The sequence below is a fragment of the Arcicella sp. genome, from assembly GCF_964672035.1.
The window spans coordinates 130,926-148,757 of sequence record NZ_CBABQS010000002.1 but is presented as its reverse complement, the minus strand read 5'-3'; the positions used below and the strand labels follow the sequence as shown (position 1 = coordinate 148,757).

General features: G+C 38.1%; 14 protein-coding genes. 6 read left to right on the top strand and 8 right to left on the bottom strand.

Going from position 1 to position 17,832, the window contains the following annotated elements:
- The 3 genes from AC1W31_RS01245 to AC1W31_RS01235 all read right to left on the bottom strand — a co-directional run.
- The coding region (locus AC1W31_RS01245; RefSeq protein WP_481732574.1) for an APC family permease at positions 1 to 1,446 on the bottom strand (1,446 nt) is incomplete at its 3' end.
- A gap of 89 nt (positions 1,447 to 1,535) precedes the next feature.
- Positions 1,536 to 3,935: an alpha-L-rhamnosidase-related protein gene (locus tag AC1W31_RS01240; protein WP_481732573.1), complete on the bottom strand. Its 2,400-nt coding sequence runs from the start codon at positions 3,933 to 3,935 to the stop codon at positions 1,536 to 1,538.
- A 147-nt stretch (positions 3,936 to 4,082) separates the two neighbouring features.
- Positions 4,083 to 5,006, bottom strand: coding sequence for a LysR family transcriptional regulator (locus AC1W31_RS01235; RefSeq protein ID WP_481732572.1), 924 nt, complete (start codon positions 5,004 to 5,006; stop codon positions 4,083 to 4,085).
- A gap of 93 nt (positions 5,007 to 5,099) precedes the next feature.
- Between AC1W31_RS01235 and AC1W31_RS01230 the strand changes: the two genes are divergently transcribed.
- Positions 5,100 to 6,536 carry an NADP-dependent isocitrate dehydrogenase gene (locus AC1W31_RS01230; RefSeq protein WP_481732571.1) on the top strand — a complete coding sequence of 479 codons (1,437 nt, stop codon included), beginning with the start codon at positions 5,100 to 5,102 and terminating at the stop codon, positions 6,534 to 6,536.
- 12 nt (positions 6,537 to 6,548) lie between these two features.
- Positions 6,549 to 6,791, top strand: coding sequence for a hypothetical protein (locus tag AC1W31_RS01225; RefSeq protein ID WP_481732570.1), 243 nt, complete (start codon positions 6,549 to 6,551; stop codon positions 6,789 to 6,791).
- Positions 6,792 to 6,839: 48 nt separating this feature from the next.
- Here the strand turns inward: AC1W31_RS01225 and AC1W31_RS01220 are convergent, their stop codons facing one another.
- A complete protein-coding gene (locus AC1W31_RS01220; protein ID WP_481732569.1) occupies positions 6,840 to 8,843 on the bottom strand; it encodes an oxidoreductase in 2,004 nt (667 codons plus the stop codon).
- A gap of 180 nt (positions 8,844 to 9,023) precedes the next feature.
- The gene (locus AC1W31_RS01215; RefSeq protein ID WP_481732568.1) at positions 9,024 to 11,207 is read right to left on the bottom strand and encodes a B12-binding domain-containing radical SAM protein; all 2,184 of its coding nucleotides are present in this window, start codon (positions 11,205 to 11,207) and stop codon (positions 9,024 to 9,026) included.
- Positions 11,208 to 11,383: 176 nt separating this feature from the next.
- Between AC1W31_RS01215 and AC1W31_RS01210 the strand changes: the two genes are divergently transcribed.
- The 4 genes from AC1W31_RS01210 (at position 11,384) to AC1W31_RS01195 (ending at position 14,275) form a co-directional block, all read left to right on the top strand.
- Entirely contained in the window at positions 11,384 to 11,695 is a 312-nt protein-coding gene (locus tag AC1W31_RS01210) for a restriction endonuclease (RefSeq protein WP_481732567.1), read from the top strand.
- Between the two features lie 198 nt (positions 11,696 to 11,893).
- The gene (locus AC1W31_RS01205; RefSeq protein ID WP_481732566.1) at positions 11,894 to 12,520 is read left to right on the top strand and encodes a Uma2 family endonuclease; all 627 of its coding nucleotides are present in this window, start codon (positions 11,894 to 11,896) and stop codon (positions 12,518 to 12,520) included.
- 21 nt (positions 12,521 to 12,541) lie between these two features.
- Complete coding sequence (locus tag AC1W31_RS01200) at positions 12,542 to 13,819, top strand: asparagine synthetase B (RefSeq protein ID WP_481732565.1); 1,278 nt, start codon at positions 12,542 to 12,544, stop codon at positions 13,817 to 13,819.
- A gap of 135 nt (positions 13,820 to 13,954) precedes the next feature.
- Complete coding sequence (locus AC1W31_RS01195) at positions 13,955 to 14,275, top strand: hypothetical protein (RefSeq protein ID WP_481732564.1); 321 nt, start codon at positions 13,955 to 13,957, stop codon at positions 14,273 to 14,275.
- A 58-nt stretch (positions 14,276 to 14,333) separates the two neighbouring features.
- On the opposite strand, the gene AC1W31_RS01190 is transcribed toward AC1W31_RS01195, so the two are convergent.
- The 3 genes from AC1W31_RS01190 to AC1W31_RS01180 all read right to left on the bottom strand — a co-directional run bounded on the left by AC1W31_RS01190 (position 14,334) and on the right by AC1W31_RS01180 (position 17,746).
- Positions 14,334 to 15,845, bottom strand: a complete 1,512-nt coding sequence (locus tag AC1W31_RS01190; RefSeq protein WP_481732563.1) for a cryptochrome/deoxyribodipyrimidine photo-lyase family protein — start codon at positions 15,843 to 15,845, stop codon at positions 14,334 to 14,336.
- Positions 15,842 to 16,324: an N-acetyltransferase family protein gene (locus AC1W31_RS01185; RefSeq protein WP_481732562.1), complete on the bottom strand. Its 483-nt coding sequence runs from the start codon at positions 16,322 to 16,324 to the stop codon at positions 15,842 to 15,844. The genes AC1W31_RS01190 and AC1W31_RS01185 overlap by 4 nt, the downstream gene beginning before the upstream one ends.
- Before the next feature lie 120 nt (positions 16,325 to 16,444).
- Positions 16,445 to 17,746, bottom strand: coding sequence for an amidohydrolase family protein (locus tag AC1W31_RS01180; RefSeq protein WP_481732561.1), 1,302 nt, complete (start codon positions 17,744 to 17,746; stop codon positions 16,445 to 16,447).
- Positions 17,747 to 17,832: the final 86 nt, after the last annotated feature.

Here is a 17,832-nt window from a genome sequence, read left to right as displayed (position 1 = left end):
TTTCCGCTTCCAAAGATAAAAAACAGGCACACCCAAGGCTACAATTCCCACGCCAATCCATGAAGGTACTGGTTTGTAAATCAAGAGATTAACGCAAAGTGCTACGGCAAAAAATAGGTAAACGGCTGGAATAATTGGATAACCAAAGGCCTTGTAAGGTCTTGGCGTATTAGGTTGTTTTTTACGAAGAATGAAAACGCCAAAAATCGTTAGGATATAAAATACTAAAATGGCAAAAACGGTATAATCTAATAAATCAGAGTAAGTACCCGTTAAACACAACAAGCAAGCCCAAAAACACTGCATAATTAAAGACGTTGCTGGAACGCCTTTTGAATTCAATTCACCCGCTTTTTTGAAGAAAAGATTGTCTTTTGCCATGGCATAATAAACTCTCGCTCCCGACAAAATAATGCCATTATTACACCCAAAGGTAGAAATCATGATAAAAATTGCCATAATAATGGCGGCAGGATTTCCAAAAATCATTTCAGCGGCAGCCGTCCCTACACGGTCATTGGTGGCAAACATAATTCCTCTTCCAATGGTATCAATTGCATTTGCTTGCCCTTGCACGGGTAGCAAAGTTAGGTAAGCAACATTTGCCAAAATGTACAGAAAACTTACCGTCAAAGTACCGTACAAAAGACTCAATGGAATGTCTCTTTTGGGGTTTTTCATTTCACCCGCTGTATAAGTAACATTGTTCCAAGCGGAGGATGAAAATAAGGGGCCAATTAAGGCTAAACCCATTGCCGACCATAAGCCAACGCCCGACAGATATTTGTAATCCAATATTTTACCGGTCACTTTATCCCACTGAATCGCCACTGGACTCCAAAAGTCTAAATTATTGATTTCCCACATGCCTTTTCCAGAAGTTAGCCCTACATAAATTCCTAAAATGGCCAAACTTAATAAAGCACCAATTTTGGTTGTGGTAAAAATTAACTGCACCAATTTGGCATTTTTAACCCCTTGCACATTGATAAAAGTCAGTAACAAAATGAGGGCAATTGCTAAAAGTTGTTGGGTATTGAAAATTAAAAATGAATGTTCAGCGCCAATATAATCGGGCAATAGAACACCCGTATATTTGGCAAATGCCACGGCAACGGCGGCAATTGTACCCGTTTCGATAACCAGAAAGGTAGTCCAACCAAATAAAAAGCCAACCAAAGGATTATAGGCTTCTCGTAGATACACATATTGTCCGCCCGCTTTGGGCATCATTCCAGCGAGTTCTCCGTAGGAAAGTGCTGATATTAAGGTAATTACGCCCGTGATAATCCAAGTGAGTAATAAATAACCCGGTGAGCCTAAGTTTCGGGTAACGTCGGCGGAGACAATAAAAATTCCTGAGCCAATCATTGAGCCAATTACAATCATGGTGGCATCAGTCAGGGATAATTCTTTTTTTAGTTCTTGTGGATTTGATTCAGTCATTGATGAATTTTATTGAGTGGAATGTGAATTTACTAAAAATCTTCGGAAACGCCCCTACAAAACAGCTATTCTGTGGAACCAGAAGGCAATTAATCCAACCCAACCACCTGCTTTCCTGCCATCAGAGGTAGTGTCTTCCCATTCCACACAAAACGACCTTTACTATTTTCGGGCAAAGTAATTTCTCCTTCAATTCCCGCATTTCCTTTTCGCTTTAGATTCACTTTTATTTCGCCATTCGGATGCGGCATTTTTCCTTCTACATCATTCAAAATGCCCAATGCAGGTTGAATAAGCACTTCTTCGAAACCCGGAGCATCGGGCATGATCCCACAAATAGTCGCTAAAAAATCATAATTTGGCGAAGCCGACCAAGCGTGACAATCGGAACGAGTGGGTTCTTCCTTTTCTGCAAACGTGGTTAAACCCATGTTTATCATATCTCGCCACGGTTGTAATGTTCCATGATAACGCTCGCCCATTCCTACTTTTTTGAGGGCTTGGGTTAGGTAAAATTTAAAGTAAAAAGTCCCTTGAATCAATGAATTATCGTTCAAAATTTTCTCCATAATTGCCTTTTCGTTGGCTTTCGGAACGCTGTTTGACAATAGAGCAAAAATATTGGCGTGTTGACTGAATACCTTTTTTTCTGGCGTATCCGAAACTTCACCTTTCTCGGCATCATAACATAGTTGATAGGTTGATTTTGAAATTAAATCCGCCAATGTTTTGTAATAAATCGACTTCTCTTTTTGTCCATAAGTCTCAAAAATTGCCGCTGCCTGACGTAATGTATAAGCGTATTGAAACGAAATAATCGCCGAATTACCGCTCGTTGCTCCCGCCGGCACACCCCCGATATCCGACTTTGCATCCCACTGCCAAGGCTTTGCCCAATCCACAAAAGGCCACCAGTTAATTGGCCCTAACATATTTTTCTGCGCATCCATTTTTCGTTCGTACCAGGCCAAGACTTTTTCCACATTTGGCAAAAGCGATTGGATAAATTTATCGTCCTTTCGGTGCATCCAATAATCGTAAGTCATTGATACCCAGAATAATGAAAAAGTAGGAATAATTTGCACGGTGTTTGAAGGATAACGACTTTGAGAAAGCCCTTCCGAAATGACAGAATTATCAAAATCCATTAGAGCCTTCCGCATCAGGCGGTCGTCACCCGAAACGTACAACGATATGAGCGACTGTATTCGAGTATCACCCGTGTATTGAAGTTGCTCATAATAGGGACAGTCGAAGTAATTTTCACCGCCACAAAGGCGAGCCGTTTGCCATCCAACTTTCCAAATATCGGACATGAATTTATCGTCTTTACTCGAAAATGAGGCTTTTTCTACAAATGGATAACCCGTTTTTATTCCGTAAAAAGCATTAATCGTCAGCGGTTCAGCTTTTGTTTCAATTTCTAATTCAATGTAACGGAACGTCCTAAACCACAGCGGTTTAAAAGTTATTTTATCCGAGCCATCGGGTCTAAAAATATCTTGATTTCCAATCATTTTACGCCCTAATATTTCGTTACGGTTACCCTTTTGTCTTTTATCATTTATCAAGGCCTCGGCATACGTAAACTGAATAGAAGCACCTTTTCCACCACTCACGGTCATTGCTGGATAAGCCACGGTTTCAAAAGTTTGGTCGAGTAAAATGGTCATTTTTGTGTTAGCAGGAATCGTAAAAGTTCCCGTTCCTTTCAACCATTTATCGTTTACTTGTTCATCTTTCAAGGTTGTAAAACGGCGAATTTCTTTCATAGGCTGATAGATTTCTTCCATTTGTGGAATTGTTCTTGGTACTAAATACCAACCCGCCCCCGAACTTGTACCCGTCGGATAGCCAGGTTCGAGGCGTTGTGCTTTATCCCACGATTTATCGTCAAAATCCGTTTTCTCCCAATTATAAGGATATTTTGAAGCGTCTATTTCTTCGCCACAGCCCACAACAATATACGTTTGCAGTTTTGCCCCGTCCACTTTTAAGGGTTTATAAGCCTTATTTTCAATCACTTTCCAAGAATTATTGGTGTTCACCATCTCTTCAATTTCGGTATTTCCTTGCAAAATAAAGCCCGTTTTATTGCTTATTTGTGCAACAGGAACATCTTTCCCAAAATTCCAGACAACGGCAGCAATCGTATTTTTGCCTGGTTGTAGATAAGGAGCAATGTCAAAAGTTTCAAAATTCCAGTGCATCAAATCGCCACGGGCGGGACCCGCACCGATGAAATTTCCATTCACAAAAATACGATAGCGATTATCTCCTGAGACGTTGATTATGAAAGCATTAGGTTTTTGGGCAAGGTCAAAATTCTTTCGGAAATGATAAACCCCAAATTCTTTTAAATTGACATTTTGTGGCGCAATCCATTCGGCTTTCCAACGATAATTGATGATTTTTTCGCTGGGTTCTTGGGCGGTTATTTTTGAAAAGAATTGTAATAAGAAGAAGAGCAAAAATAAAGACTTTTTCATGGATATTTTGAGATTATAAATGGGAATTCTATACTCGAAAATAGGGTTTATTTTAGACACTTAAACCTTAAATTAATTTTAAAATACATTTTAATAAAAATAGATGCTAAACTTATATTAAAATACAATAATGTTGAAGTAAACGGATCAAAATTCCTCAAACCATTGAAAGTTTTGTGCCACTATATTTCCTTTTTCTTGAATAATATGATTTAAAAAAGATTGAGCAACTGGTGAAAAGTTTTTATTTTTCATCCATATTAAATTCCAAAAAGAAATAATCGGAAAGCCCTTCACGGGGATTATTTGTAAATCTCGATTGGTCAATTCATTTTTTATTCCAATTAAAGGCATAATTGAACAACCTAATCCTGCAATTAAAGCCTGTTTTATGGCTTCATTAGAGGTCAATTCCATTTTTTTTCTTACTGGTAAATCATTTTCTTCAATGTATTTTTCCATCACGAGCCTCGTTCCAGAACCTTTCTCACGATAAATTATCGGTAAATCTTCAAAGATTTTTTTATCATATTCTTTTTTTTTAAACTTCGTTTTTGTATCAGAAACCAAGTATAATTTGTTTTGTAATAATTCAATGCTGTTAAACTTCATATTATCGGGTAAGACTGATACCAAAGAAAAATCAACCTCATTTTTTTCCAAACTTTCAATTACTTTGATCTTATTAGTCACATCCATTAGTAATTCTACTCCATCATTTTTTTTCATAAAATCTGATAAAAAATAAGGCATCACGTACTTCCCGGTTGAAACAATTGAAATTTTCAATCTTCCCGTCATTTTACCTCTAAATGCCATTGTTTTATAGTTTATGGCGTAAACTTGATTCAGAATATTCTCAGCAGAAATAGCAATTTCTTTGCCAAAATCTGTAATAAAAAGCTTTCGTCCAATGACTTCATACAATGGAATTTCAAATTGATTTTGAAGATTTTTTAGCTGAATTGAGACGGCTGGCTGGGTCAAATTAAGCTCCTGTGAAGCCTTTGTGATGCTGAGTGTTTGGGTGATTTTCAAAAACACTTGTAATTGATTCAAAGTATAATTCATAAGAATAATTTATATATATTATTACAAATATAAATAAAAACTAATGAATTTATTTCAAGAATTTTGCCCCATAACTTTAAAAAAAAGCATAAAATGACAAGAATAGCCGTAGCAAAAGGGGATGGAATTGGTCCAGAAATTATGGACGCTACCCTTTCAATTATTATGGCGGCAGGTGCCGACCTTGAAATTGATGAAGTTGACGTTGGGGAAAAAGTTTATTTAGCCGGTAATATGGCTGGAATAGCCAAAGAATCGTGGGATATTATTAGGAGAAATAAAGTATTTTTGAAAGCACCCATTACTACTCCCCAAGGCGGTGGTTACAAAAGTTTGAATGTAACAACCCGAAAATTTTTGGGACTTTATTCAAATGTTCGCCCGTGTATGAGTCTGCATCCATTTGTAAAGACGAAACATCCCGAAATGGACCTTGTGATTATTCGTGAAAATGAAGAGGATTTATACGCTGGCATTGAACACCAACAGACGGATGAAGTGGTACAGTGTTTGAAATTGATTAGTCGCCCTGGCTGTGAGAAAATTGTTCGATACGCCTTTGAATATGCTAAACAGTATGGTCGAAAGAAAGTAACTTGTTTCACAAAAGATAATATTATGAAGCAAACAGATGGGCTTTTTCATCAAGTATTCGATGAAATCGCCAAAGAATATCTGGAAATTGAAAATGAACACTGGATTATTGATATTGGAGCGGCAAAAATGGCGGATACCCCCGAAATATTTGATGTGATTGTGATGCCCAATTTATATGGTGATGTGCTGTCTGACGTTGCGGCTCAAATTGCTGGTTCAGTTGGTTTGGCGGGTTCGGCAAACATCGGTGAAGAATGTGCCATGTTCGAGGCTATTCATGGCTCGGCACCGAGGAGAGCTGGGCAGAATTTAGCAAATCCTTCGGGGCTTTTGCAAGGAGCGGTGATGATGCTAAACTATATAGGACAAACAAAAGTGGCTGAAAAAGTCCATAATGCTTGGTTGAAGACAATCGAAGAGGGAATTCATACTTATGATATTTTTAAAGAAGGAATAAGTAAACAAAAAGTAGGAACCAAAGAATTCGCAGATGCGGTAATAGGCAATCTTGGAGAGCAGCCAATACGCTTAAAACCTGTCCATTACTCGGAAACAAATGTATTGAATTTACCAAAATATACCCGAAGACTCCCCTCAAAAAAAGAATTGGTTGGCGTTGATATTTTTGTGCAATGGAATGGTTCAAGTCCAGATGAATTAGCACAAGAAATTCAAAAATTAGACGATAATCAAGTCAAACTTTCAATGATAACGAATCGAGGAATAAAAGTTTGGCCCGATGGATTTGCAGAAACTTTTTGCACCGACCATTGGCGTTGTAGATTTAAACCCGTTGTGGGAGATCGGATTGAAAAAGAAAAAATTGTTGAATTATTAATGAATGCACACAAGCAAAGTATTGATACCATAAAAACGGAAAATCTCTATACATTTGATGGAAAATCCGGTTTTTCTTTGGGTCAAGGGCAATAAACAAGCAAAAAGATGAAGATAAATCTCGTCACAGGTCAATTTAAAAAGAAGGATGCGATTGACCTAATCAGCCATTTAATCCACGTAAAAATTCAGTTTCACGAAAAAAATATAGACAAAAATGATAACGAAGATGATATAAAGATGCGTGAAAAGAGAATAATTCAATTACAAAAAGATTTGTTCGAGGCTCGAAAATATATTGACCAGAATACGGAGCGGGAAATAAGTTTGGAAGTTGAAATAAAGCTTTGAATTAAGCCTCAGCACTTGCGAACACCATGTTTGCAAGTGCTGAAATGATTAAAGAGTAATTGCCAATTTAACGCCTTGTTCAATTGCACGTTTGGCATCCAAATCTCCCGCTTCTAAAGCGCCTCCAATTAAATACACATTTGAATATTTTTCTTTCAAAGAAGTAAACAATTGATTATTAGAAACTTGTCCCGCACAAATCACCACATTATCGACTTCCAACAAATGCGGTTGCCCTTTGATTAATATATGAAGTCCATCGTCATCAATTTTTTGGTAAGTTACCTCGCCAATCATTTTTACATTTTTCATGCGCAAAGCCGTTCTGTGAATCCAGCCCGTTGTTTTGCCTAAATCTTCCCCGTGTTTCCCCTCAGAACGTTGCAATAAATATACTTCCCTTGTGGATGTCATTCCTGCATTTTCCATCAAAGCCCCACCCGTTCTGTATTCCATATCCACGCCCCATTCTTGCATAAAATGCGGAATATCAGTATTTCCAGCATTTGTTAAATATTCAGAAACATCAAAACCAATGCCTCCTGCCCCTACAACGGCCACTTTTTTGCCGACTGGTTTTTTATCCAAAATTACTTCGGTATACGTTAAAACTTTGGGGTGATTTATGCCTTCAATGGCCAAACTGCGACCCCTTACACCCGTTGCCACCACAATTTCATCAAAATCATTTGCCTCATTTTCATCAAAACGGGTATTCAAATACACTTTCACTTGGTTGATTTCCATTTGGCGATTATAATAACGCAAAGTCTCCGAAAACTCTTCTTTCCCTGGAATTTCTTTGGCAATGTTAAACTGTCCGCCAAGTGTAGATTGCGCCTCAAAAAGATGAACTTCGTGACCACGTTGTCCGAGTGTAACGGCACAAGACAATCCCGCAGGGCCTGCTCCAACAACGGCAATTTTCTTTTTATTTTTTGTTGGCAAAATATTGATTTCCAATTCATTACAAGCTCGTGGATTGACCAAACACGATGCCGTTTTTCGAGCAAAAATATGGTCAAGACACGCTTGATTACAGGCAATACAAGTGTTTATTTCATCCGCTCGTCCTTCCATTGCTTTCTTTGGAAATTCAGGGTCGGCTAAAAATGGACGAGCCATTGAAACCATGTTGGCGTGACCATCCGCCAGTATTTTCTCCGCAACTTCGGGCGTATTAATTCGGTTGGTGGTGATTAAAGGAATGGATAATTTTCCCATCAAACGTTGGGTTACCCAAGAAAATCCACCCCTCGGCACCATCGTTGCAATGGTTGGAATACGGGCTTCATGCCACCCAATTCCTGTGTTGATAATGGTTGCACCCGCTTTTTCAATTTCCAAAGCCAAGTGTTCAACCTCTTCCCACGTAGAACCTTCTTCCACTAAATCAAGCATCGAAAGGCGGTAGATAATGATGAAATTTTTACCTACCGTTTCTCGTACTTTTCTCACAATTTCAATCGGGAATTTGGTACGATTTTCATAACTTCCACCCCATTCATCGTTTCTTTTATTGGTTTTTTTTGCGATAAATTGATTAATTAAATATCCTTCCGAACCCATGATTTCAACGCCATCATAACCCGCTTCCTGCGCTTTCAAGGCACACTTAGCAAAATCTTTAATGGTACTTTTGATACCTCCACTCGATAATTCCCAAGGTTTGAAGGGAGCAATTGGGGCTTTTAATGCTGACGGTGCCACTGCGAAAGGATGATAGGCATAACGGCCCGAGTGAAGAATTTGCAAACATATTTTACCCCCTTCGGCATGAACCGCATCGGTGATGAGTTTATGTTCACGAGCTTCTGAATTTGTGGAAAGTTTACTACCAAAAGGCAAAGCACAACCGGCACGATTGGGCGAAACGCCACCCGTTACGATGAGTCCAACGCCACCTTTGGCACGTTCGGCAAAATAAGCGGCTTGTTTGCGAAAGCCATTTTTACTTTCTTCTAAACCCGTGTGCATGGAACCCATCAGAATTCTATTTTTTAGAGTCGTAAACCCTAAATCAAGGGGTTGAAATAATAGTGGATATGGCATTTATTGAAGAAGTTTTTGTGAGATATAAAGGTAGTAGATTTTTGTAGAAAATTAAAGAGACAGGGCTAAGACAAATTAGACCAAAGATTTTACGGATTGGGCGGATTTACACAGATAAAATAAAAAATCTGTTTAAATCTGTTAAATCCATAAAAACTGTGGTCTAATTTATTCGGTTTCTTACAACACCAACAACCCATATTCCCCCAAACTATTCACCGGTTTATTGTACCAAAACAACTCAAAATCCTTCAATCCAGCGTTTTCGTAGTGATTTTTCACTTCTTGAAAAGTGTAAATTTTCTTATTTTTAGGAGAAATCAATCCTAAAATTTCTGCTAACCAATCCCCTTGATTTTTATTCGCTTTGATTGAAAATTCCTCTTTTTTACTATGAAAACTAAGTATTGCAATCTCTCCTTTTTTAGAACTTGAATACACTACCAAAGGTTTTTTGCCCAACCAAACAACTTTTGAAGATGGTCGTAACATAAAATCATCTTCCTGCGAAACAGCCATTTCAATATAATTCTTGGGTACTTTCGTTCTTGGAACTTTGAATTCGAACCATTCTTGGAGGGGTAAATCAAAGCCGATTCCTTGCATAAAATTGAAAAGCGATTTCTTTAAACCGTAACTAAATGTATCGTGGTCGGTGCCTTTCGGGTCGTTGTGTACCAAATCGTTATTGGCAAAACTACCGATGATTGGGTTCTCGATTTTTACGCCAAATTGTTCAGGGTACATTCCCACGGGACTATGAGCGGTCATCGCAAATTGGTGCCAAAAACCTGATTGTAGAATCCCTAATTCAAACATTTGTCGCACCATTTCGAGTGAATCGACCGTTTCTTGGGCAGTTTGCGTCGGAAAACCGTACATCAAATACGCATGAACCATAATACCCGCTTCGGTGAAATTGCGAGTAACTTGAGCGACTTGCGACACGGTTACACCCTTTTGAATCAACTCCAAAAGGCGGTCGGAAGCCACTTCTAATCCTCCCGAAACGGCAATGCAACCAGAGGCTTTCAGTAATTGACACAAATCGTGACTGAAACTTTTCTCGAAGCGAATATTTGTCCACCAAGAAACCGCAAGTTTACGCCTCAAAATCTCCAAAGCCAGAGCTCGCATGAGGGCGGGCGGTGCGGCTTCGTCCACAAAATGAAAGCCATTCTGACCCGTTTGGGCAATCATTTCTTCCATTCTGTCGCACAATAAATTGGCGGCTACGGGTTCGTAGATTTTGATATAATCTAAGGAAATATCGCAAAAAGTACATTTTCCCCAGTAGCAACCGTGCGCCATGGTGAGTTTATTCCAACGCCCATCACTCCACATTCGGTGCATGGGATTTACGATTTCGATGACAGAAATGTATTTGTCCAATAACAAATCTGAATAATCTGGTGTACCCACTTCAGACTGTTTGTAATCGGGCGTTTTGCTATTATTTATGTATTTTACCGCTTGATTTTGTAACGTAAAAGTACGTTTCAGTTCTTCCAACGGACGTTTTTCTTCCATGTATTCCATCAAATTATCCAAAGGAGCTTCGCCATCATCCAAGGTAATAAAATCAAAAAACTCAAAAACTCTGACATCCGAAAGCGAGCGTAATTCCGTATTTGGAAAACCGCCGCCCATCGCAATTTTTGTTTCGGGATGATGTTTTTTAATCCATTGTCCAATGCGAAAAGCGCTGTATAAATTTCCAGGAAAAGGCACGGAAATAGCCACTAATTTGGGCTGAACCATTGCCATTTTTTCTTCCAAAATCTTGATAAGAATTTTGTCGATGTAGGTATATTCGTGTTGGAGAGCCTCGTATAATTCATCAAAACTATTGGCGGAACGCCCCAAACGCTCCGCATACCGACTAAATCCGAAATGTGGGTCCACACATTCCATGATTAAATCAGAAAGGTCTTCTAAATATAAAGTCGCTAAATGTTTGGCTTTGTCTTGCGTTCCCATTGAACCAAAAGCCCAATCTAAATCCTCTTCTAATTGCGCAAAACGAGAACCTTCGGGCAAGAAACTCTCCTGACAAATTACGTGCGAAAGCGTAGGATTTTTACCTTGTAGAAATGAAATTACCACATCAATGGTTTGGATATAATCGTCTTGTAGGGCGATGATTCTCTGAGCGTTCTCCGACAAATTTATGGGCGAAATTGACGTAAAAAGTTCTTCCAAACCATTTTTAGAAAACAAAGTCAAAATGACTTCAATGCCCAAATCAGCGTGAAAACAGGAGATATTTTTCGTATTGAGAAATCCCTTTATGTACGCCGTTGCGGGATAGGGCGTATTGAGTTGCGTAAACGGGGGCGTTATGGCGAAGACGGTCTTTTGCATAGGTGCAAAGGTACGGAAATGTTTTTACTCAATGGGTTGAGGAAAATTGTTCAGTGTGTTGAGTAAAATATTATTTTTGTATTTATATAAAATTGAATCCCATCAAAATTGCAGTAAATTAGCTTCACGATTAGGCTTATTTTGAATAGAAATGTTATTTAAAATGATTATTAGCTTTGTACCTTGTACCTATTGGACTTGATGTAATTTATATTCAAGCAAAAAGATGGGAAGGTTCAGTTGGAAGACCAGAAATTCAAAAGTATATTGGAGCACTTGCAGGACAAGGAGCAAAAAAAGGAGTTTTCATTACGACATCAAGATATACACCAGATGCAAGAGAGTACCATCCAAAGAATGATACGAAAATTGTTCTAATAGATGGAGAACAATTAGCTGAATTAATGATTGATTTTAATCTTGCAGTTTCCGTTTCGACAACTTTTGAAATTAAAAAAATAGATAATGACTACTTTGGAGAAGACTAAGGCGTAAAAGGCTGTCAATGCGAGGCACGAAGCTGATGAAAGGGTATTTGAAATCCTCTGCCCGTAAGCTAACAGATTGGTTTGCGAAACTCCGATTCATGCCTCGCAATGACAAGCAGAATAATCCCAAATACAGAATATAAAAACCATCATTCTATAAAAAAAAATCGCTAAATTTGAATAAAACATCAGAGCATTATGATAGCAACAAAAAGCCCCCGTAAAGCACTCCCACGCATACCTGCCAAAAAAATACCATCGTCTTTGATATATGAAATCATGGATGGAAAACCTATTTATTACAAAGGGTATAGGGACGTTATTGCTGGAACAAAAACAATAGAAGAAATTATGGGTTCGAGTAACTTACAATCAACAATTATTGAGTATTTATTAATAGTCCTAATCAAGTCAATAGACCTGACTAAACACCGTGTATTAACGAATGAAACAGGATTACATCTTGGGAAAAAGAATAATCTATCTGGGGATATAATAATTTATGAGAAAAGCGTTTTGCCTGTAAAGTCTGCTGATAATCATTATATCTCATTACCCCCAAAAATTCAGATTGAGATTGACATTGATGCACATTTAGGAGATTTTGGTACTCCTGATGGTTATATTTATGCTAAAACAGAAAAGTTGTTAGATTTTGGAGTGGAGAAAGTAATCTGGGTAATGTCTGATAATAAGAAAATAATGGTTGCGACCAAAGGCGATAATTGGCAAGTAATTAATTGGCATAAGGAAATTGAAATTATCGAAGGTATTTCTTTCAATATCGGAAAATATTTGAAAGAGGAAGAGTCCCCATTTGCATAAATTTTCTAAACCATCTTCCCCATGAAAAAGTGGTTTTTTCTTCTGGTTTTTCTTATTGGTTTTGGTAAAATCTATGCCAATGCCATCTTCATTCCTATGGACGAACGACAGTCCAATCACCTCAAAGCCTACGGGATTGCTTATTGGATTTTGAAAACCGACCGTGAAGTAAATTGGCTCGTAAACTATCAGGGAGGCAGTTTTTTGATGGAATATACGGCCGTTTTAGAAAATGAATGTCGAGTTCGGGGTGTTACGTACGAGGTAATTTCTAAGGCTGATGAAGCGGAAATACTCAAAACGATTGCCAATCCAAACCTCAATATGGATGCCGTCAAGTTGTTAAAAACGGCCAAAATTGCGGTGTATTCTCCCGTCAAAATTAGTGCTTCTAACTTTGAAGATACCGATGCCGTTTTGTTGGTACTCAAATATGCCGAAATCCCCTTTGATATTGTCTATGATGAAGAAATTATGCGAGGAGATTTGGTCAAATATGATTGGTTACACCTCCATCACGAAGATTTTACGGGGCAATTTGGCAAAGATTTACAGAAAATGTCGGTACTCGACATGAAAGCGCAAGAAGACCTTGCTAAGAAATTCGGGTTCAAGAAAAACTCGCAACTGAAGCTGGAAGTTGCCAAAGCCATCAAAGCATTTTGTGCGGGCGGCGGCTATTTATTTGCGATGTGTTCGGGCGCTGAAACCATTGATGTTGCACTTGCCGCCGATGGAATCGACATCGTACCGAGTAAATATGATGATGACGGTATTGACCCCGATGCACAATCCAAATTAGATTTCAGCAAAACCTTAGCTTTCGACAATTTTATTCTTTCTTTGGATGACGACTCGGGCATGAGGCGTGGAAGGTCCTTTTCCAATATTAATTCATCCGCCAATGGACAAGGTTGGGGAGGTTGGGGAGAAGATGAAGTTGATTCTTATTTTAATTTATTTAGTTTCTCCGCTAAATGGGACGTTATTCCTGCTTTGTTGACCCAAAATCACGAGTCTCAAATTCGGGAATTTATGGGACAAACAACGGCTTTTAATAAAAAAACGGTCAAGTCTAATGTCTTGGTTTTGGGCAGTAGCAAAAGTTCCGACCGCTATATTTACGGTGAAATTGGCCGAGGACAATTCGCATTTTACGGTGGTCACGACCCTGAAGGCCGAAAGGGTTTTCATCGTACCCCGACTGACTTAAATATTCATCCTCATTCGCCAGGTTATCGGCTAATTCTCAATAATGTTTTATTCCCATCAGCTCGTAAGAAAAAACGTAAGACCTAATTGTTAGACCACAGATTTTACAGATAATACGGATTTACACAGATTTTTTAATATTTAATCTGTGTAAATCTGTTAAATCCGTAAAATCTGTGATCTAATTTATGGTACTTTTCCGTAGCTTTGTCGAAAAAACGAATGACGAATCAAGAAAGAATTGCCCAATTAAAAGCCTATAAACTCAAAGAAAAATTCCTTTTAGATGATTTGGAGGATTATGAGGTTATTCCTCCGCCAACGGAATCAGTCGTAAGAATGCGCAAAGAAGTGGATCGTTTTACGGATTTTTTAATTAAAAGGTTGGTCAAAAATGTGGATAATATTCAAGCACAAACGCAACAGTTTTTTAAGGATTGGGACAATGAAGAATTCACAGAAGATGAAACAGAATTTATTGTGGAAGTTGAATACGAAGCCATGCGGATTGCGGGCGTAAAAGCCGATGATTTATTGATTTGAGCGTTTATAGTACACGGATTTGAGAGGATTTTTTAAAATGGATAATTTGTACTATTTATTATAAAACATCCTTTCTCGGAATCACCAATCTCTTCAAAATTCTCTCCTTTCCTTCTTTCACTTCCATTGTTTTTCGATGTCCCCAAATACGGTCTTTGGCTAATTTTGTATTTTCTTCGAGATTAATAATTGGGTAAGAATATCCCAAACCTCCCAATCGAAAATTATATAATTCTTGCTCCATCAAGGTCATTTTCCAAGGCTCATGAATGAACATTTCTGGGCAATCTCTCAATTCTGGAACCCATTGTTTAATAAAAATTCCTTGTGGGTCGTGTTCCTGCGATTGTTTTACGGGGTTGTAAATTCTTACGGTATTTATGCCCGTTACGCCCGCTTGCATTTGAAATTGCGGGTAATGAATACCAGGCTCAAAATCCAAGAAAAGTTGAGCCAAATGAATAGCTCCGTCCTTCCAATGGTGCATTAATTGGTGAGTTAAAAATGAAACCATCATTGCCCGCATTCGGAAGTTCATATAACCCGTTGATTGCAAACATCTCATACACGCATCCACGAGTGGATAACCAGTTTTCCCTTCCTTCCATGCCACCAAATGAGCTTGATTATCAGAAAGTTGCATTGAATCATAACCCCGATTTACATTCACAAATTCCATGGATTCTTCGTTCTCGAATTTCTGAATGAAATGACAATGCCAACGTAACCTCGACCCAAAATTCACTAATGGTCGTTTAAAAGAAGGCTTCTTTTTTGCCGCCGCCAAAGACGTTTGATAAACTTGACGAATGGATAAATTACCCCATGCAATGTAAGGCGATAAACGACTGCAGCCTTTCCGACTTTCGAGTGGTTTTGAGATAAATTTTGAATAATTTATGGCTCTTTCTTCCATAAAACTCTTCATGTATTTGTACGCTAAAATTTCACCGCCTTTTTGGAATAAAACAGTATTATCTGATTTCTCAAAAGGTAAATTTGGAAGACTATTTTTTTCTTGAAATAGGGTTAGATTTTCAGCCGAAATTACTAATTTTTGGAGTACTTCAAGGGATATATTCACGATTGGTTTTGACATGAAAACGTACCAATCCTTTACCCAATCTGCCCGATTTGGCTTTCCTCTTATGATGCCATTAGTCTGATATTCAGGACATTGAATGCCATTTTCTCTCACGTATTGCGATAATATTTTATCACGGTCGTAAGTTACTTTAATACCCGTTTCTTCGTGTGAGAAAATTTTATTGATGCCAATTTGCTCGTGAATTTGGGGAATAACATCGATCATTTCTCCGTGAAGAATCGTGAATTGTGGAGGATTTTGTACGGCAAAAAGTTCCAATAATTGCTTATTCAAATCAACCAAAGATTCATTGACAAATCGCCAATGACGGGCGGAATAATGAGGGTCGTTCCAGACAGAAGGTTCAAAAACGTAAAGTAACATTAGGGGTAATCCTTCGGCGAGGGCATCGTGTAAAGGTGCGTGGTCACGGAGGCGTAAATCACGTTTGAACCAGACAATATTTATTGAATTTTCTTTCAAATTTTTTGATACATGATATAAGCATTAACAAATCCTAAAGAAGAATGTTTATACGCTTCGGGAATTTCTCCAATAATAGAAAAACCCATTTTCAGCCATAATTTGACGGCTCTTTCATTGGTTTTTACGACCAAATTAAATTGCATTCCACGAAAACCTATTCTTTTGGCTTCCCTTAAAGAAAATTCCGCCATTGCTTTGCCAATACCTTTTCCTCGGGCATTTTCAGAAACCATATAGCCCGCATTAACCATATGAGCGCCCAAATCCATCTGATTTTCTTTCAAATAAAATGTCCCTAAAATTTCATTATTTTCTTCGGCAACGTACGTATATTTATCAGCAGAAAACCAATAAGTCAACATTTTTTCTTGGGAAGAATCTGGCGCAAAAACGTAGGTATCTCCCGTTGAAATTACGTTACTAATAATGTGCCAGACGGCTTCGTGGTCGGTTGGCGTGGCTAATCTAATTATCATATTTTGAGTAAAAAATTAGACCACGGATGACACGGATTTAATAGATTCACACGGATTTTTTTAAATTTTATCCGTGTAAATCCGTTCCATCTGTGTCATCAGTGGTCTAATTTTAATTCTTTATTTCGTTCCGTATTTCTCTGAATATTTACGGTATAAACGTTTTTGTTTATCATCCAAATCAACTTTACGCCCTTGAATGAAGGCGTGTTCAACTTTGGCGGTTCTCATATCCAAAACATCACCCGCCGAAACGATTAAAGTTGCGTGTTTTCCAACTTCCAGTGTACCCACCATCTTATCGATTCCTAAGATTTTGGCGTTGTTGGCCGTTATCAATTTCAACGCATCTTCTTTGTCCATCCCGTGACCCGCCACGATACCCGCTAAGAAAGGTAAATTGCGAGTTCTCCAGTTCAATCCAATATATCCTAAACCGACTAAAATACCCTTTTGAGCCAATAGATAAGGCAATTTATAAGAAATATCCGTATCATCATCGGCAGAATTTGGCAAACGATGCGTAGCACTCACGATTACTGGAACATTATTTTCCTTTAAAAAATCAGCCGCTAATAAAGATTCTTCCGCTCCAATAATGACAATTTTCTTCACGCCTTTTGACTTTGCAAACTGAACTGCTTCGATAATTTCTTTACCATAATCTGCACTGATATAAAGAATTTTTGAACCATCAAAAAGACCTTTCATTGCTTCCATTTTCACATTCACAATGGTAGGTTTCGATTGAGCGTAAGCAATAGCATCATTAAAAGTTTTATCAACTTCTCTCAACGTTTCATCTCTTTTATCGTTCTTTTTGGTAGTTACCGAAAAAGTATTTTGGTCAAATTCACGTTTGAAATAGCCTACCCAATTGATATGAATACCATCGTCTTTTTTCAAAGCCGCATCTTCCCAATTCCATCCATCCAATTGCATAATTGACGACATTCCCGCTACAATTTCACCCTGTGGCGTTGCTTGTGTAATCAAAATTCCATTACTTCTAACCGTTGGAATCAATTCAGAATCCGTATTATACGCAATCAAAGCTCGTACGTGAGGATTAATGCCACCAATTTCTGTCATATCATTGGTGGAACGAACGGCATCAATTTCAGTTAAGCCTAATTCATTGGCAGGAGAAATTAAACCTGGGTAAATACTTTTACCCGCTAATTCAATCGTTTCGGTATTCGCTTTGTCATACGCAGTTCCAGCACCACCCACGGCAGTAATGATACCTTTACTAAAAACAATTACGCCATTTTCAATTACTTGTCCATTGGCAGTATGAATCGTTGCACCGGTAAGGGCAATTGCCTTCGTTTGTGGACTTCCTGCGGCTTGATTTTGGGCAAAAATTGTATTCGCAATTAACTGGAATACAAGGATATATATGTATTTTATGTTTTTCATTTTTTGTTTTTTAATGGATTTGAGATTTTTTTATTAGTTCTCAAATCTTAGGTTGTTTCAACTTCCCGAAAGTTTAAAACTTTCGG